Origin of the sequence: Cryptosporangium sp. NPDC051539, from assembly GCF_044454545.1 — a bacterium.
Classification (GTDB): domain Bacteria; phylum Actinomycetota; class Actinomycetes; order Mycobacteriales; family Cryptosporangiaceae; genus Cryptosporangium.
The window spans coordinates 290,449-305,868 of sequence record NZ_JBITDV010000008.1; the positions used below are offsets into that span (position 1 = coordinate 290,449).

At 73.9% G+C, this 15,420-nt stretch carries 15 protein-coding genes; 1 reads left to right on the forward strand and 14 read right to left on the reverse strand.

The features are described from left to right. From ACIBZJ_RS25595 to hisD, 5 genes are all read right to left on the reverse strand, one after another. Nucleotides 1-396: a hypothetical protein gene (locus ACIBZJ_RS25595; protein ID WP_395933724.1), complete on the reverse strand. Its 396-nt coding sequence runs from the start codon at nucleotides 394-396 to the stop codon at nucleotides 1-3. A gap of 85 nt (nucleotides 397-481) precedes the next feature. Continuing rightward, a complete protein-coding gene (hisH, locus tag ACIBZJ_RS25600) occupies nucleotides 482-1,093 on the reverse strand; it encodes an imidazole glycerol phosphate synthase subunit HisH (protein WP_395933726.1) in 612 nt (203 codons plus the stop codon). Continuing rightward, nucleotides 1,090-1,692 (reverse strand): imidazoleglycerol-phosphate dehydratase HisB, encoded by a 603-nt coding sequence (gene hisB, locus ACIBZJ_RS25605; protein ID WP_395933728.1) that lies wholly within the window; start codon nucleotides 1,690-1,692, stop codon nucleotides 1,090-1,092. Before hisB ends, hisH begins: the two co-directional genes overlap by 4 nt. Further along, the gene (locus ACIBZJ_RS25610) at nucleotides 1,689-2,777 is read right to left on the reverse strand and encodes a histidinol-phosphate transaminase (RefSeq protein ID WP_395934108.1); all 1,089 of its coding nucleotides are present in this window, start codon (nucleotides 2,775-2,777) and stop codon (nucleotides 1,689-1,691) included. Before ACIBZJ_RS25610 ends, hisB begins: the two co-directional genes overlap by 4 nt. A 38-nt stretch (nucleotides 2,778-2,815) precedes the next feature. Then, nucleotides 2,816-4,147: a histidinol dehydrogenase gene (gene hisD, locus ACIBZJ_RS25615; protein ID WP_395933730.1), complete on the reverse strand. Its 1,332-nt coding sequence runs from the start codon at nucleotides 4,145-4,147 to the stop codon at nucleotides 2,816-2,818. Between the two features lie 139 nt (nucleotides 4,148-4,286). Between hisD and ACIBZJ_RS25620 the strand changes: the two genes are divergently transcribed. Further along, nucleotides 4,287-5,012, forward strand: a complete 726-nt coding sequence (locus tag ACIBZJ_RS25620; RefSeq protein WP_395933732.1) for an LON peptidase substrate-binding domain-containing protein — start codon at nucleotides 4,287-4,289, stop codon at nucleotides 5,010-5,012. A 51-nt stretch (nucleotides 5,013-5,063) separates the two neighbouring features. Here ACIBZJ_RS25620 and ACIBZJ_RS25625 read toward each other — a convergent pair whose 3' ends face one another. From ACIBZJ_RS25625 to ACIBZJ_RS25665, 9 genes are all read right to left on the reverse strand, one after another. Beyond that, nucleotides 5,064-5,810 carry a hypothetical protein gene (locus ACIBZJ_RS25625; RefSeq protein WP_395933734.1) on the reverse strand — a complete coding sequence of 249 codons (747 nt, stop codon included), beginning with the start codon at nucleotides 5,808-5,810 and terminating at the stop codon, nucleotides 5,064-5,066. 16 nt (nucleotides 5,811-5,826) lie between these two features. Next, on the reverse strand, nucleotides 5,827-6,636 hold the full coding sequence (locus ACIBZJ_RS25630; RefSeq protein WP_395933736.1) for a MinD/ParA family protein: 810 nt from the start codon (nucleotides 6,634-6,636) through the stop codon (nucleotides 5,827-5,829). A 323-nt stretch (nucleotides 6,637-6,959) separates the two neighbouring features. Further along, a complete protein-coding gene (locus ACIBZJ_RS25635; RefSeq protein ID WP_395933738.1) occupies nucleotides 6,960-7,931 on the reverse strand; it encodes a GNAT family N-acetyltransferase in 972 nt (323 codons plus the stop codon). A gap of 57 nt (nucleotides 7,932-7,988) precedes the next feature. After that, nucleotides 7,989-8,768, reverse strand: a complete 780-nt coding sequence (locus ACIBZJ_RS25640; RefSeq protein ID WP_395933740.1) for a hypothetical protein — start codon at nucleotides 8,766-8,768, stop codon at nucleotides 7,989-7,991. Next, nucleotides 8,765-9,745: an RluA family pseudouridine synthase gene (locus tag ACIBZJ_RS25645; RefSeq protein WP_395933742.1), complete on the reverse strand. Its 981-nt coding sequence runs from the start codon at nucleotides 9,743-9,745 to the stop codon at nucleotides 8,765-8,767. The genes ACIBZJ_RS25640 and ACIBZJ_RS25645 overlap by 4 nt, the downstream gene beginning before the upstream one ends. Beyond that, complete coding sequence (gene lspA / locus ACIBZJ_RS25650) at nucleotides 9,738-10,259, reverse strand: signal peptidase II (protein ID WP_395933744.1); 522 nt, start codon at nucleotides 10,257-10,259, stop codon at nucleotides 9,738-9,740. Before lspA ends, ACIBZJ_RS25645 begins: the two co-directional genes overlap by 8 nt. Before the next feature lie 410 nt (nucleotides 10,260-10,669). Continuing rightward, complete coding sequence (locus ACIBZJ_RS25655; RefSeq protein WP_395933746.1) at nucleotides 10,670-11,191, reverse strand: TraR/DksA family transcriptional regulator; 522 nt, start codon at nucleotides 11,189-11,191, stop codon at nucleotides 10,670-10,672. A gap of 621 nt (nucleotides 11,192-11,812) precedes the next feature. Continuing rightward, nucleotides 11,813-12,316 carry a DUF167 domain-containing protein gene (locus ACIBZJ_RS25660; protein ID WP_395933748.1) on the reverse strand — a complete coding sequence of 168 codons (504 nt, stop codon included), beginning with the start codon at nucleotides 12,314-12,316 and terminating at the stop codon, nucleotides 11,813-11,815. Further along, the gene (locus ACIBZJ_RS25665) at nucleotides 12,274-13,656 is read right to left on the reverse strand and encodes a hypothetical protein (protein WP_395933750.1); all 1,383 of its coding nucleotides are present in this window, start codon (nucleotides 13,654-13,656) and stop codon (nucleotides 12,274-12,276) included. Before ACIBZJ_RS25665 ends, ACIBZJ_RS25660 begins: the two co-directional genes overlap by 43 nt. Nucleotides 13,657-15,420: the final 1,764 nt, after the last annotated feature.

Below are 15,420 nucleotides of genomic sequence, written 5' to 3' on the forward strand. Positions count from 1 at the left end.
TCAGCGCACACTCCGGGAGTAATCAGTACGAGTCAGAGCCAGCAGGACTGGGGCCAGCAGCAACGCGAGGACGACCGCGCCGATCCGCAGCGCCCAGGAGTCGATCGTGAGGAACACGAACACGAGCACGACGATCAGCCCCATCGCGATCGCGGACAGCTGGGCCCGATCGCGCCGCGTCCGTATCCGCCCGGTCTGGCCGAGGCCGAACCACCGACGGGCGCGCGACGGGGCGCTGCGGGACCGGCCGCCGCGGGAGGGGGCACGGCCCGGGACCAGAGCACGGACCGCGCGCCACGGTGCGGTCAGGATCGCGCGCCGGCGCGCCCGCAGCCGCGCCCGCTCGGCCTCGGCCTCCCGGACAGCGCGGGCGCGCGCCCGCACCCCCTTGGTCATCGCGCGCCCCGGGCGCGGTTCGCGGCCCCGGCCCGACCCGGATCGCCGGCCGGCCGCGCAGCGGCTGCAGCGGGGAGGGTTGCGGTCACGAGATCGCCCGGACCCAGTTCGCGAGCACGGTGGCGCCGGCGTCGCCGGACTTCTCCGGGTGGAACTGGGTCGCGGCGACCGCGCTGCGCTCGATCGCGGCGAGGAACGGCTCGTCGTGCGCCGACGTGGTGAGCACGCCCTCGATACCGGCCGGCGCGGCCGCGTAGGAGTGCACGAAGTAGAACCGCTCCCCCTCGACCCCCTGGAACAGCACCGACCCCGGACCCGCCGACACCGTGTTCCAGCCCATGTGCGGGATCCGCTCCGCGGTCAGCCGGGTGACGCCGCCGGGGAACACCCCGAGCCCGTGCGTACGTACGCCGTGCTCGACGCCGAACTCGAACAGCACCTGCATCCCGACGCAGATCCCGAGCACCGGCCGCTCGTCGGCGACCCGCGCGCGCACGACGTCCTGCGCACCGAGCTTCTCGATGCCGGCCATGCACGCCGCGTACGCCCCGACCCCCGGCACGACCAGCCCGTCGGCGTCGGCGGCGACGGCCAGATCCGGCGTCACGGTCACCTCGGCGCCGGCCCGCACCAGCGCGCGCTCGGCCGACCGCAGGTTGCCCGAGCCGTAGTCGAGAACCACCACCCGGGGGCTCATCCCGACAACCGCCCCTTCGTGGACGGGATGCCGGTCACCCGCGGGTCGAACGCGGTCGCGTCGCGCAGTGCCCGGGCCACGGCCTTGAACTGCGACTCCGCGATGTGGTGCGGGTCGCGCCCGGAGCGGACGAGCACGTGCAGCGCGATCGACGCGTTGTGGGTGAACGCCTCCCAGATGTGCCGCACGAGCGTCGCCGGGAAGGCCGGCCCGATCGTGGCCACCTCCATCACCGACGGTTCTTCGTGCACCAGGTACGGACGCCCGGCCAGATCGACCGCGACCTGCACCAGCGCTTCGTCGAGCGGCACCAGCGCGTCACCGAACCGGCGGATGCCGGCCTTGTCGCCGAGCGCCTGGTTGAACGCCTGGCCCAGCGCGATAGCGGTGTCTTCCACCGTGTGGTGGGCGTCGATGTGCAGGTCGCCGACGGTCTGCACGGTCAGGTCGAACCCGCCGTGCTTGCCGAGCTGGTTGAGCATGTGGTCGTAGAAGCCGACGCCGGTGGATACCTCGACCCGGCCCTGTCCGTCCAAGTCGATCTCGACGAGCACCTTCGACTCGCCGGTGACCCGTTCGATCCGCCCGATGCGGCTCATTGCTGGCCCTTCTCGTCAAGCGCGGCGTCGAGGGCCGCGAGGAAAGCGTCGGTCTCGGCCGGGGTTCCGGCGGTCACCCTCAGGTAGCCCGTCAGTCCGACGTCACGGATCAGGACGCCGTGATCGAGGATTCTCTGCCAGACCGCCCGCTGGTCGCCGAGTCCACCGAACAGCACGAAGTTCGCGTCGCTCGGCACCACCGGGAGGCCCCGGACACCCAGCTCCGCGACGATCCGGTCGCGCTGTTCCTTGATCGCCTCGACGGTCGCGAGCAGCACGCCGGTGTGCGCGAGCGCGGCCCTGGCGGCGGCCTGGGTGAGCGACGACAGGTGGTAAGGCAGCCGCACGAGCTGGATCGCGTCTACCACCGCGGGGTGGGCGGCCAGGTAGCCCAGGCGAGCACCGGCCAGCGCGAACGCCTTGCTCATCGTGCGGGTGACGACCAGGCGGTGGTCGGCGCCCAGACGGGTGAGCGCGCTCGGGGTGCCCGCGCGGGCGAACTCGGCGTAGGCCTCGTCGACGATGACCATCCCGCGTGACTCGGCCAGCACCGCGTCCACGACGTCCAGCCCCAGCGCGGTGCCGGTCGGGTTGTTCGGCGAGCAGAGGAACACCACGTCGGGATCGTGTTTCCGCACGTCGGCGGCGGCGCTTTCGGCGTCGACCGAGAAGTCGTCGTTGCGACGGCCGTCGACCCAGGCGGTACCGGTGCCGAGAGCGAGGATCGGGTGCATCGAGTACGCGGGCGTGAAGCCGAGCGCGGTGCGGCCGGGGCCGCCGAACGCCTGCAGGAGCTCCTGCAGGACCTCGTTGGACCCGTTCGCCGCCCACACGTCGTGGACGGTGAGGCCGTGGCCGAGGTAGCCGGCGAGGTCTTCGCGCAGCGCGGTGGCCTCACGGTCGGGATACCGGTTGAGGCCGGACGCCTCGGCGCGGACGGCCGCCACGATCGCGTCGACGACCGGCCCGGGGACCGGATACGAGTTCTCGTTCGTGTTCAGCGCGACCGGGACGTCGAGCTGCGGGGCGCCGTAGGGCTCCTTGCCGCGCAGTTCGTCGCGGATCGGCAGGTCGGCGAGCCGCACGTCGCGGCCGGGCCGGCGCCCGTCGGGCCCGGGACCGGTCACCGGAACCGGGCCTTGACCGCGGCACCGTGGGCGGGGAGGTCTTCGGCGTCGGCGAGCGTCGTGACGAACGACGCGACGTCGCGCAGTGCGTCTTCGGTGTACTCGATCACGTGGACGCCCTTGAGGAACGTCTGCACCGAGAGCCCGGACGAGTGCCGCGCGCACCCACCGGTCGGCAGCACGTGGTTCGAGCCGGCGCAGTAGTCGCCCAGCGAGACCGGCGACCAGGCCCCGACGAAGATCGCCCCCGCGTTCCGCACCCGCGCGGCCACCTCGCGGGCGCCCGCGGTCTGGATCTCGAGGTGCTCGGCGGCGTACGCGTCGACGACCCGCAGCCCAGCGTCGAGATCGTCGACCAGCACGATGCCGGACTGCGGCCCGGAGAGCGCGGTCTGCACGCGCTCGACGTGCTTGGTGAGCGCGACCTGCCGGACGACCTCCGCCTCCACCGCACCGGCCAGCGCGGTGGACGCGGTGACCAGCACGGACGCGGCGGCCGGGTCGTGCTCGGCCTGGCTGATCAGATCGGCGGCGACGTGCACCGGATCGGCGGTGTCGTCGGCCAGCACCGCGATCTCGGTCGTGCCGGCCTCGGAGTCGATGCCGATCACACCGCGCAGCAGCCGCTTGGCGGCGGTGACGAAGATGTTGCCCGGACCGGTGACCAGGTCGACCGGCTCGACCGGGCCGGCACCGTCACCCGCGTCGGCCAGCCCGTAGGCGAACACCGCGACCGCCTGCGCTCCACCGACCGCGTAGACCTCGTCGACGCCGAGCAGCGCGCACGCGGCCAGGATCGTCGGGTGCGGCAGGCCGCCGAACTCCTTCTGCGGCGGCGACGCGACCGCGAGCGACGGCACCCCGGCCGCCTGCGCGGGGACCACGTTCATCACGACGCTGGACGGGTAGACGGCGAGGCCACCGGGGACGTAGAGCCCGACCCGGCCGACCGGGACGAACCGCTCGGTGACCGTGCCGCCCGGGACCACCCGGGTCGTCACATCGACGCGGCGCTGATCGTCGTGGACCAGCCGGGCGCGGCGGATCGCCTCGGCCAACGCGGCGCGGACGTTCGGGTCGAGACCGGCCTCGGCGGCCGCGATCGCCTCCACCGGCACCCGGACCCCGGTGGATTCGACGCCGTCGAACCGGGCCGTGGCCGCCAGCACCGCGGGCAGACCCTCGGAATGGACGGCCTCCACCACCGGACGGACCTGCGCGAGGGCAGCGTCGACGTCGAGGGCGGCGCGGGGCAGGACGCCCCGCAGTTCGGCCGCTGAGCGGCGCGGGGCACCGGCTGAGCTGCGGAGGTCGATTCGGGTCAGCACGGGTAAGAGTCTACGGAGCGAGCACGAGAGGTTTCTGCCGTGGTTACCGCCCCGGCGGTAGGGCCCGGCCGGTGTGGTAACCGACGCAGCCCTGGCGTTCAGCGCGCAGCGTGGCCGCTCCGCTCCTACGCTGAACCACGTGGCCGAGATCATTCCGCTCTTTCCACTCGGCACCGTCCTGTTTCCGGGAGTGGTGCTGCCGCTCCACATCTTCGAGCCGCGCTACCGCGCGCTGATCCGCGACCTGATGGCCGCGGAGCCTCACGGGAGGCAGTTCGGGGTGCTCGCGATCCGGCAGGGCTGGGAGGTCGGTGAGGACTCGGTGACCGCACTGCACGACGTGGGGTGCACCGCCGAGCTGCGTCAGGTGCATCCCTACCCGGGCGGACGGTTCGACGTCGTCTCGGTGGGGCGTGACCGGTTCCGGTTGATCGAGGTGCTGCCGGGCGAATCCGACGTGCCGTACCTGCGGGGGCGGATCGAGCGCCTGCCCGAACCGGGGCTCGACGAGCGGGCAGAAGAAGAGGCCGAGGTGCTGGCAGCGGGCGTGCGTGAGGTGTTCGCGCGGTGCCGGACGCTGCTGCACGCGACGCTGCGCGCCGGAGAGGCCGCGTCCGAGTCGGCGAAGGCCCCGGCGTTGCCCGCGCTGCCGCTTCCCAGCGACCCGGCGATGCTGTCGTACCTGGTCGGCTCGGCGGCGCCGCTCACGATCGACGACCAGCAGAGCCTGCTGGCGATCGACGACACGGTCAGCCGGCTGCGCAGGCAGCTCCGGTTGCTCAAGCGCGAGGCGACGATGCTCTCGCGGCTGCACGCGGTGCCGGTGCCGCTGGCCGAACTGCGGGTCGACCAGTCTCCGAACTGAAGTAAGTGGCCGGGCCGGGCCGGGCCCGTCGGGGTCACCGGTTCGGCGGGGTCACTGGTCCGGCGGGCGATCTCCCCAGTGGCGGCCGACGTCGCGGTTCAGGCCCGGGTCGACCTTGAGGTCGGGGTAACGGCTCCAGGCCGCCACGACGACGTATCCGAGCACGGCCAGCAGGGGCTCGAGGAACAGCAGACCCTTCGCGTTCAGCTCGACCGGCATCGGGAACTGGCGCCCGGGCGCCGCGTGCTGCAACAGCGAGTCGTACTCGTCGCGGCCCCACCAGGTGCCGGTCTTCCAGCTGACGTATCCCGCTGCCAGGCATCCGAGAGCGAGCCCGAGCAGGACGATCGGCCCCCGGCGGCGCCGGACCAGGTACGCGAGCGGACCGAGCAGCAACCCGGCGGCCAGCGCCAGCCCGCCGTACGTCGCCTGGGCCCCGAACGACGACTCGCCGTAGTACTCGGCCAGGATCGGCCCGTTGGCGGTCATCAGCACCGGGACGTGCGGCCCGATCAGGGCCCAGAGGACGCCGTTGGCGGCGCCGGACGCCGCGACCACGATCGCCAGCAGCACGGCCACGAGCGCGTCCCGCCAGGCCACCGACGCCCGGATGCCGGTCATCATGGCCGCCGGAGACAACCCGGGCGGGTCTTCGGGCTCGTCACCGGCATGGCGGCGGCGCACCGAAACGAGCTCGGACGAGAAACGAGGACCGGCCGCCGGTGGGCCACCGGGTCGCGGCCCGGGCGCCGGTGGCGGCGTGGTCACGCCGTCCGGACTCGGCGATTCATGGCGCACCGCTCAACCATAGTGCTCACTGCCCCCAGCCCTGGACGAGAGCCGCCGACGCGTCCAGCCAGGCGCGCCGGGTCTGCTCGGCGATGCCGGAGAACGAGATCGTGGACCCCGATTCGAGCGCCGGGTCGTACGGGATCACCGCGACCGCGCGGGTGCGGTGCGAGAAGTGATCGACCAGTTCGTCGAGCAGCGGCGACGGGATCGGGCTCGGGCAGGACAGGATCGTCACACCGTCGGCGACCAGGTCGCCGTAGCCGTCTTCCTCGAGGAGATCGAGCATCCAGTCGGCGGTGAACGCCGAATCCTCCCGCGGGAGGGTGGTGATCACCATCCGGTCGGTCTGCTCGATGACCGTCTTCCAGTTCGGGCTCTCGACGTTGTTGCCGGTATCGACGCAAACGATGTCGTACGCCCTGGTCAGCAACGTCATCAGCCGACGGACCGTGTCGGGGTCGAGGTGCCTGGCCACCCGCGGGTCTTCGTCACCGGCCAGTACGTCGAACGACCCGTCGGACGAGTGCCGCAGGTAGTTCTCCAGCACCTCGGTGATGCCGTGGCCCTGGTTGATCGCGGTCTCCACCGCGGTCAGGTCGTGGATCAGGTGCTTGATCGTGCGGGCGTGCCTGGCGGTGCCGGCCCGTAACCCGAGCGTGCCCCGCAGCTCGTTGTCGTCCCAGGCCAGGACTCCGCCACCGCGCACGCTGCCGAGCGTCGCCGCGGCCAGCACGGTCGCGGTGGTCTTGTGGACGCCGCCCTTCGGGTTGACGAACGAGACCGCCTTCGGACGCCCCACGTCGCCCCGGATCACTTCGATCGCCTGCTGCACCGGGACCGTCCCGACGAGCGGGGGCGGCGGTTGCGGCGGGTAGTCGGGGACCAGGGGTCGTTCGTAACCCGTGCGCTGCTGAGGCGGCGACGGGGCCAACGGGGGTGCCAGCGGAGGTGCGAGAGGCGGCGCGAGGGGCCGGGAACCGACGGCGGGACGCGGCCTGCTGCGGGACCGGCCGAGTAACGCGCGCCAGCGTCGGACCGCTTCACCCCGGTCGGCGGGCTCAGTGGGCCCCACCGCCACCTCCCCGAGCTCGACGCCGCTGGGATCAGCCTACGTATCTTCTGCCTCGTTGTGCTCGCCGGTGACGAACTGATCGGTCATCCGACCAGATCGGCCGCGTAGGGGGCGTACGGAAACGCCTTCACGAACGGGAACTCGACGGTGGCGGAGAGGTCGTGCAGCTCACGGGACCCGGACAGCTGCTCGTAGCCGAGCCGCGCGTAGAACCGGTGGGCGTCGGCGAAACGGGTGTCGCTCCACAGCTCGAGCTGCCGGACGCCCAGGCGCACAGCCTCGTCTTCCACCAGCGAGGTGAGCACTTCACCCAGGCCGTGCCTGCGTGCGGACGCGCTCACGTAGAGAGACTTCAGCTCGGCGACGTCGGGCCCGCTGGGCCGGATGCCGATCGAGCCGACGACCGCGCCGTCGAGCTCGGCCACCCACAGCCGCCCGCCGTGGGTGGCGTAGTAGGTGGCCGGGGCGCGCAGCCACGGCTCTCCACCGTCGACGTCGAGCACGCAACCCGGGTACTCGGCCCAGGCCGCACCGATCAGGGCGATCAGAGCGGCCGAGTCGGAATCGGCCACCTCACGGATCACCGGCAGCGCCTTGCGCATCTCGACGTGCCGGATGCCCGCCTCGTCGAACTCGTCACCGCGCACGCGGTAGCCGGCCTTCGCGTAGAACTCGCGCGCGTGCAGCTGGGCGTGGAGCACGATCTCGGGATTGCCCCGCCGGATCGCGGCCCGCTCGAGGCCGCGCAGCACCGCCCGGCCCACCCCGCGGCCGCGCAGATCGGGCCGCACCGCCATCCGCCCGACCCGGCCGGGCGCAGGCGGCTCACCGAGCAGGCGGCCCGTGCCCGCCAGCCGCGGGGCCACCCCGACCGCCGCGTCGGGCTGCGCTTCCCAGGCGCCGACGTGCACGGCGACACCGTCGAACTCGTCCCGCTCGAGATCGGCCGGAACGTTCTGCCCGACGACGAACACGTCGTGACGGAGCGCGAACACGGCCGGCATCTCCGCCGGCGTCGACTCCGTGACCCAGAGTGAGCCCGAGCCAGACTTCATATGCATTGCCGAGGCCCTTCGCACGTATCGGAACAGCACTTCACGTCACCGCCGGTTTCACCCGGCCGCGGACCGAGACGGCGTCGCACTCGGACCGGCAGCAGTATCCGACGGCGGACCGACAGTTCCGGATTGCTCCGGCCGCAGCGGCACGAACGTCGCCCGATCCAGCCTGGTCACCTCCGGCGCCGGGTCCACGACCCGGATGCCCGCCCGCTGCGCGAGCTCCCGCAGCTGCTCCGGCGTCGCCCGGATCACCGCGCCGTAGACGCACGCGCACAGGCTCCGGTAGGCGGCGGCCTCCCGCCGTTCGACCGCGGCGTCGGCCGCGTACACCTGCTTCAGCTCGTCCGTTCCGGCGGACGCCGCGGAACTCGCCGCCGTCGCCGCCGCCTGCTCCTTCGCGGTCGCCGTGCGCCGCATGCCGGTCGCGACGTCCACCGCGAGCCGGTCGACGACGAGCGTCACCAATTGCGTCTGGACGTCCGGCAGCGGCACCCGTGCGATCACCCGGGTCACCGACGTCGTGGCGAACAACGCGTCGAGTGCGGCCGGGCGCTGGTAGGCGGTGAGCGAGACCAGCGCCCACACCGGCCGGCCGGCGGGCGCGGCGTCCAGCTCCCGGGACGCGGCCGCGCGGTAGGCGTCCGCCTGCTGTCCCTCGGCCGGGCCGACGCGGGGGACGTCGGACACCGTGTCGTCCACCGGGGTGGACCGGGTCCCGGCCCGGTAGGCGACGACGACCAGCCCGACGGCCAGCAGCACCGTCACCAGCGCCGTCCAGGAGCGGGACAGCCGCCGCGCGCCGCGCGCGAGCCGGCGGAGGGCCGGCCTCACGACTCGGCGCGGACGCGGTCCAACGCGGACTGCAGGTCGGCGGGGTATTCGCTGGTGAACTCGACCCACTCGCCGGTGGAGGGGTGCTCGAAGCCCAGCCGCATCGCGTGCAGCCACTGCCGGGTGAGGCCCAGCCGGGCGGCGAGCGTCGGGTCGGCTCCGTAGGTGAGGTCTCCGACACAGGGGTGCCGCAGCGCGGAGAAGTGCACCCGGATCTGGTGCGTCCGGCCGGTCTCCAGCGTGACCTCGAGCAGCGACGCGGCCCGGAACGCCTCCAGCGTGTCGTAATGCGTGACGCTGGGCTTCCCTCCGGCCACGACCGCGAACCGCCAGTCGGACGACGGATGCCGGTCGATCGGGGCGTCGATCGTGCCGCGGCTCGGATCGGGGTGGCCCTGGACCAGCGCGTGGTAGATCTTGCTGACCTCGCGCTCCTTGAACGCCCGCTTGAGCAGCGTGTAGGCCCGCTCGCTGGTGGCCAGCACCATCAGGCCGGTCGTCCCGGCGTCGAGGCGGTGCACGATGCCCTGCCGCTCGGCCGCGCCGGACGTCGAGACCCGGTAACCCATCGCGGCCACCCCCCCGACCACGGTCGGGCCGGTCCAGCCGGGGCTGGGGTGGGCCGCGACACCGACCGGCTTGTCGACGACGACGATGTCGTCGTCGGCGTAGACGACCCGCAGGCCGGGGACCGGCTCGGGGTTCGCGGACGGCGGGGCCGGTGGCGCGGGCAGCGTGACGTCCAGCCAGGAGCCGGCCGACACCCGGTCGGACTTTCCGGCCGGTGCGCCGTCCAGGTAGGCGTCACCGGCCTCGATCACGCCGGCGGCCGCGGTACGGGAGAGACCGAACAACCGGGCGAGTGCGGCGTCGAGCCGCATTCCTTCCAGCCCGTCGGGGACGGGGAGTGAACGGTGCTCACCGCGGACGCCGACCGTCGCCGCTCCGTCGGGGACGGGCGGCTCGGTGTCAGTCATCCTTCGATTTCGCACTCCCCGATTTTGTCACCCTCGTGCCGTCGATCCGGCGCCCGGTGAGTTCCATGAACACCAGGATCGCGACGCCGACGCAGAGCGCGGAGTCGGCCAGGTTGAAAATCGGCCACGGCGGGTCGAACGGGTCGACGATCGCCAGGAAGTCGACCACCCCTCCGCCCTCGCGGAACAGCCGGTCGATGACGTTGCCGAACGCACCGCCGAGCACCAGGCCGAGCGCCACGGCCCAGCCGCTGGAGGCGAGTTTCCGCGCGAACCGGATGATCACGATGATCACGCCGAGCGCGACGCCGGTGAGTACCCAGGTGTAGCTCTCACCCATCGAGAACGCGGCGCCCGTGTTCCGGGTGTGGACGAAGTACAGGACGTTCGGGATCACTTCGATCGGGGGGTGATCGGTGTTCTCGAGTTTCCCGACGACGGCCAGCTTGCTGGCGATGTCGGCGGCGAGGGTGAGGAGCGCGATCAGCGCGAACAGCCACCGCCCCCGCCGCACCCGGGGTCGGGGCGGGGGCCCGTGGGGATCGTCCGGGCCGTCAGCGGCGACGGCTGCGTCGTCGGGGACGCTGTCCGGGGCGGCGGCGGTGTCGGAGACGCCGTGAGGCGCGGCGTCGGCCGGACCGGCAGGCGCGGCATCCGCCCTGCCGGCGGGCGCGGCATCCGCCGGGGCGTCCGGATCGGCTGCGGCGGACGGGCCGGCAGGCGCGGCGTCAGCCGGGCCGCCCGGATCGGCCCCGGTGGGGTCCGGGCTCGCTCCGATCCCGGTTGGGGTCGCCGGAGTGGCGGCTGGAGCCGCCGCGGGGGGTGGGTCCGCCGATACGGCGGGGGGAGCAGGTGGGGCCGCCGGGGGCGGCTCCGCCTCGCTCGCCGCCGGGGCGCCCGATGGATCGCTGTCCGTTGCCCGGCTCAGCGGCGTTCCTCGATCTGCTTGCAACTCACGCACAGGGTCACACTAGGGAATGCTTCCAGCCGTGCGGTCGGAATGGGGTTCCCACATCGCTCGCACGAGCCGTACTGCCCCTCCGCCAGCCGCGCCAGCGCGTGCTCGACCTGCTGCACGCGCTCACCGAGACCGTGCACGAGCGCGAGTTCCTGCTCCCGCTCGAACGTCTTGGTGCCGGTATCGGCCTGATCGTCACCCGCGCCGTCGGCGACCCGGCTGCGCTGCAGTTCGGTCAGCGAGACGACTGCTTCGTCGTACTCGGTGCTGAGCTCGTGCAGCCGTGCCTCGAGGACGCTCTTCAGCTCCTCGTGCCGGTCGTCCGCGATCGGAGCCGCCTTGGTGGCGGTCTTCGCTCGCGTGCGCGGAGCCGCCGGCTCCGCCGTGGCCGCTGCCCCGTTCGCCGCCGTTCGCGTCGACCGGCGAACACCGGTCTTCGCCGTCGCCCGGCGTGGGGTCTCCTTCGTGGCCTTCGCCCGTTCCGCCATCGCGGCCACCTCCGCCCCTATCGCCGGATCGAACCCGGCTTTGGTCAGAGCGCTCAGGATACGTAGCCGATGCCGCCCCGACAATGCGACGCGCACCAATGCTGACGCCGTACACGGCCGCGTCGGTCGCAGCCGAGCGTTGTCGGAGCCTGCGCGCACTGTGAGTCTTCTCTCACCTACCGTTCCGGCTGACTCCCTCAAACCTCCCGAACCGGACTGCCGTATGCGTCCGCCCCAGTGGCGTCTCCAGCCCCCGACCGGCCTTCGAGCACCGGGCCCCCGGCGTCAAGCCCCAAGCCTCGGCCCTCGGGGTGCTGGGCGTCAGGCCTCGAGCCCCAGGCCCAGGCGTCGGGCCTCGGGCGTCAGGCGCCGCACGCGAGCCTCCGACGCCCTGCGCCCGGCACCGCGGCGTCGGCCACGGGCGGCGGGCGGCGGGCGGCGGGCGCCGGGCGCCGGGCGCCGGGCTCGAGCCTCCGGCGCCCTGTGTGCCCGGCGCCGCGGCGTCGGCCTCGGGCCTCAGTCCTCAGGCGGCGGGCGTCGGGACTCAGGCGCCGCACGCGAGCCGCCCTGCGCCCGGCACCGCGGCGTCGGCCTCGAGCCACGGGCGGCGGGCGTCGGGCCTCAGGCGTCGGGCCTCAGGCGGCGGGCCTCAGGCGTCGGCGTCGGCCTCAAAGGTAGGGCCTCGAGCGTCGGCTTCCGGGTGTCGGGGCTCAGGCGTCGCGAAGGGTGGCAAGTCGAGCGGTGGCGAGTCGGTAGGCAGCGGGCCTCCGGGCAGCGGGTTTCCGGGCGGCGGGCTTCAGGCGTCGCGGAGGGTGGCGAGTCGGTCGGCGGCGTCGGGGGGTGGGGTGGTGAGCGCGACGAGCTTGTCCCGGCTCGTCCGGCCGGCCACCAGCGTGACGCCGGACGAGCGGACGCCGCCGCGACCGCGTCCAGGGTCGCCCGGGTGGCTTTGCCGTCGACCGCACGGGCGGAGACCGCGACGACCAGCGCCGCTCCGTAGGGGCCGTCGTGCGAGCCGCCCACGCGAGGCCGGGAAACACCCGGTTTCACGCGCACCGGAACGACGAATTCGTAACCGTGGGTCACCGGCGCAGTGCGACCAAGAGCCGCGTCGCCGCCGCGCACCGACTACAAGGAGTGAAGCCGAGGTCGATGGCCTGGGTCACCGGAATCGCGACCGGGGTCCGTCCGTCGAGCTGGGCGCAGCCGTCGAGGTGGTAGCGCGGTCGTCCGTCGACAACGAGGACGTCGTCGGCGGCGGTGGCGAGCTTCTTCTTCTCGGACGAGAGGAGCAACTCGGCCGCGGGCTCCGGGTCGGAGTCGTCCCCGGTGGGCGAGGGCGTCGGTCCGCTCGCCGCCGCGGGCCTGGCCGGTGCCTCGGCGTGCCTGGACGGCGCAGCGGTCGCGGCGGGTTCGCGCTGGTCGGAGGGGGGTCGTTGGGCCGGAGACGTCGGCCGGTCGCCTGTTGACGGAGCGGGTGAGGCCGGCTCCGGTCGCTGGGCCGGAGTGGTGGCCCTCGGGGCCGTGCCGCCGGCCTTCTGCGCCCGTCGGTCGGCGAGCGAGATCGGCTCGGTCACGGGGTCGCCGTCCGGGGTGGACGTCTCGCCGGTCGGCTCGGCCGGGCGCGACTCGGAGAACCACGACGGCTCCGACGAGCCCCGCAGCTCGGAGTCCCGTGACTCGGAGTCTCGCGGAGCCGGGCCACGGCCGCCGTCGCCGGACCGCCGGGCGTCCTCGGACCGCGAGTCCCGCGACCGTGGGTAGTCGGACGAGCCCAGCGCGTCGTCCTCCCACGGGCCGGAGTGGGGCGGCTCGGCTTGCCGCCAGGAGTCGTCCGGACGTTGCGGGTCGGAGGACCTGCTCTCCCCGGGTGACCGCCGCGACTCACCCGAGCCCCACGGGTCAGCCGAGCGGGGTGGCTCCGACGACCGCCGTGGCTCGTCCGGGCGCACCTGGTCGGAAGGCCCCCCAGTCCGGTCGGAGATCCCCGGCCGGTCGGAGGACAGCAGCCGGTCGGAAGACCGGGGCTGATCGAAGGACCTCGGCGGCTCGTAGGGGCGGCGCGAGTCGTCGAGTCCGCGCCGGTCCGCGGAGTGGGCGTCGGACGGGCGGCGCAGGTCGTCGCGTCCGCCCCGGTCCGCGGGTCGTGGATCGGACTGGCGGCGCTGGTCGGCGGTCCTGCCGTCGGAGGCGCGGCGCCAGTCGTCCCGGTCGTCCTGGTCGTCCCGGTCGTCCTGGTCGGACGGACGCTCGGGCGAGGTGTCTTCGACTCTGGTCGAGCTCACGACCAGAACGGGAGCGCCGTCCAGGCGGATCGTGTCGGACGACTCGGCGTCGATGACGGGCTCGTCCACGTTCCGTGCGCTCGACGACGGAGTGTTCACGACCTCGGCGATCACGTCAGCGTCGGTGACGATCACGGTCTCGGCGTCGGCAAGATCGGGCTCTATCGGCTCCGACTGCACCCGCAGAGGCGCCTCCGCCGCCGGCCGCTGCCGAGGTGGCTCCCCGCGCCCAGCCCCCGGCCGCCCACCGTCCGGCCGCCCACCGTCCGGCCGCCCACCGTCCGGCCGCCCACCGTCCGGCCGCCCACCGTCCGGCCGCCCACCGTCCGGGCGCCCGCCGTCTGGGCGCCCGCCGTCTGGGCGGCCATTGTCGAACCGCCCGCTACCGGGCCGACCCTCGCGCGGTCCGCCGTCCGGACGACCGCCGACAGGGCGACCTTCGTCACGACGGCCACCCTCGGCGCGGGCCTCCTGACGCCCACCCTCGGAGCGGCCCTCGTCACGACGCCCACCCTCGGCGCGGGCCTCCTCACGACGCCCACCCTCGAGGCGATCGTCGTCAAAGCGCCCAGCCCCGGCCCGGCCACCATCTCGCCGCCCGCTGTCCGGTCGCCCGCTGTCCGGTCGCCCGCTGTCCGGTCGCCCGCTGTCCGGTCGCCCGCTGACAGGACGGCCGCTCTCCGGGCGACTGACCTCAGGTCGGCCGTCCTCCCGCCAGCCCCCGTCCGGACGGCCATCACCAGCCCGGCCGCCGTCTGACCGTCCGCCCCCGGACCGAGCACCGTCGGACCAGCCATCGCCGGGCCGGCCGCCATCGGGCCGGCTGCTCCCGGACCGCACGCCATCGGACCGCACGCCATCGGACCGGCCATCGCCGGACCGGGTCCCATCGAACATCCGGGGGTCGGCGCGGATCCCTTCGGGACGGCCGCTGTCGGAGCGACCGCCCTCGGCGCGGGATTCCTGCGGCCGAGCGCTGTACGGGGATCGGTCGGCGAGCTGCTCGTTGTAGCCGGCACGCGCGCCCGGGTCGGGGCGCTCGGCGTACTCGGGACGCCGAGGGTCTGGGCTCTGGCCGTAGCTGCGATCGGACGAGCGCCCGCTCGCATAACCCTCGGCCGGCCGCTGCTGCGGTGCCCCGATCGGGAACTGACCACCCTCCGAGGGCTTCGCCCCCGCCGACTGGGCCGCCCCGGACTGCGCCGCCCCCGGCTGGGCCGCCCCCACAGGGGCCCCCGATTGGGCCGACGCCGACTGGGCCGCAGGTGATTGGTCGGGCTGGGAACGAGTAGGTGTGACCCACGACTCACCGTGCACAGGACCGGCCGAGCGGCCCGCACCGGGCTGCGCCGCAGCGGGCTGGTCGTAGCCCGGCCGCGCCCCGCCATGCGATGCCCCACCGGGCTGCTCAAACCCGGGCCGCGCCCCACCAGGCTGCTCAAACCCGGGCCGCGCCCCGCCAGGCTGCTCAAACCCGGGCCGCGCCCCACCAGGCTGCTCAGAGCCCGGCCGCAACCCGCTGGCGGATGCCGCACCAGCCTGCTCGAAGCCCGGCCGCGTCCCACCCGCCTGTTCGAAGCCGGGCCGCGCCCCACCGGGCTGTCCCGCCGGGCGCTGCGGACCGGACGGGGTACCGGGCGGACGGCCAGGACTTGCCTGGGCAGCCGCCGGGCGCGCCGCACCCGGTCGCGTGCCCGCCGGCTGCGCTGAGGGTGGCGAAGAAGAAGGGTGGCCGCTCGGCGGCCGATACGACGACCCACCCGGCCGCCCCGGCTCAGGCCTCCCCGAGCCCGGCCGACCGCCATCCGTCCAACCGCCGTCAGACCGCGCGTAATCCGCCCGCACACCCTCAGGCCGAACGCCCTCAGGCCGAATACCCTCAGAACGCACGTACTCCGGCCGAACGCTCTCGCCACGGGCGTAGTCCGGCCGAACCGCACCCTC

What these genes read in the sequence shown, in the direction of transcription:
- ACIBZJ_RS25595 (WP_395933724.1), bottom strand. Translation starts at nt 396, where the DNA reads ATGACCAAGGGGGTGCGGGCGCGCGCCCGCGCTGTCCGGGAGGCCGAG.
- hisH (WP_395933726.1), bottom strand. Translation starts at nt 1,093, where the DNA reads ATGAGCCCCCGGGTGGTGGTTCTCGACTACGGCTCGGGCAACCTGCGG.
- hisB (WP_395933728.1), bottom strand. Translation starts at nt 1,692, where the DNA reads ATGAGCCGCATCGGGCGGATCGAACGGGTCACCGGCGAGTCGAAGGTG.
- ACIBZJ_RS25635 (WP_395933738.1), bottom strand. Translation starts at nt 7,931, where the DNA reads ATGAAGTCTGGCTCGGGCTCACTCTGGGTCACGGAGTCGACGCCGGCG.
- ACIBZJ_RS25645 (WP_395933742.1), bottom strand. Translation starts at nt 9,745, where the DNA reads ATGACTGACACCGAGCCGCCCGTCCCCGACGGAGCGGCGACGGTCGGC.
- ACIBZJ_RS25655 (WP_395933746.1), bottom strand. Translation starts at nt 11,191, where the DNA reads ATGGCGGAACGGGCGAAGGCCACGAAGGAGACCCCACGCCGGGCGACG.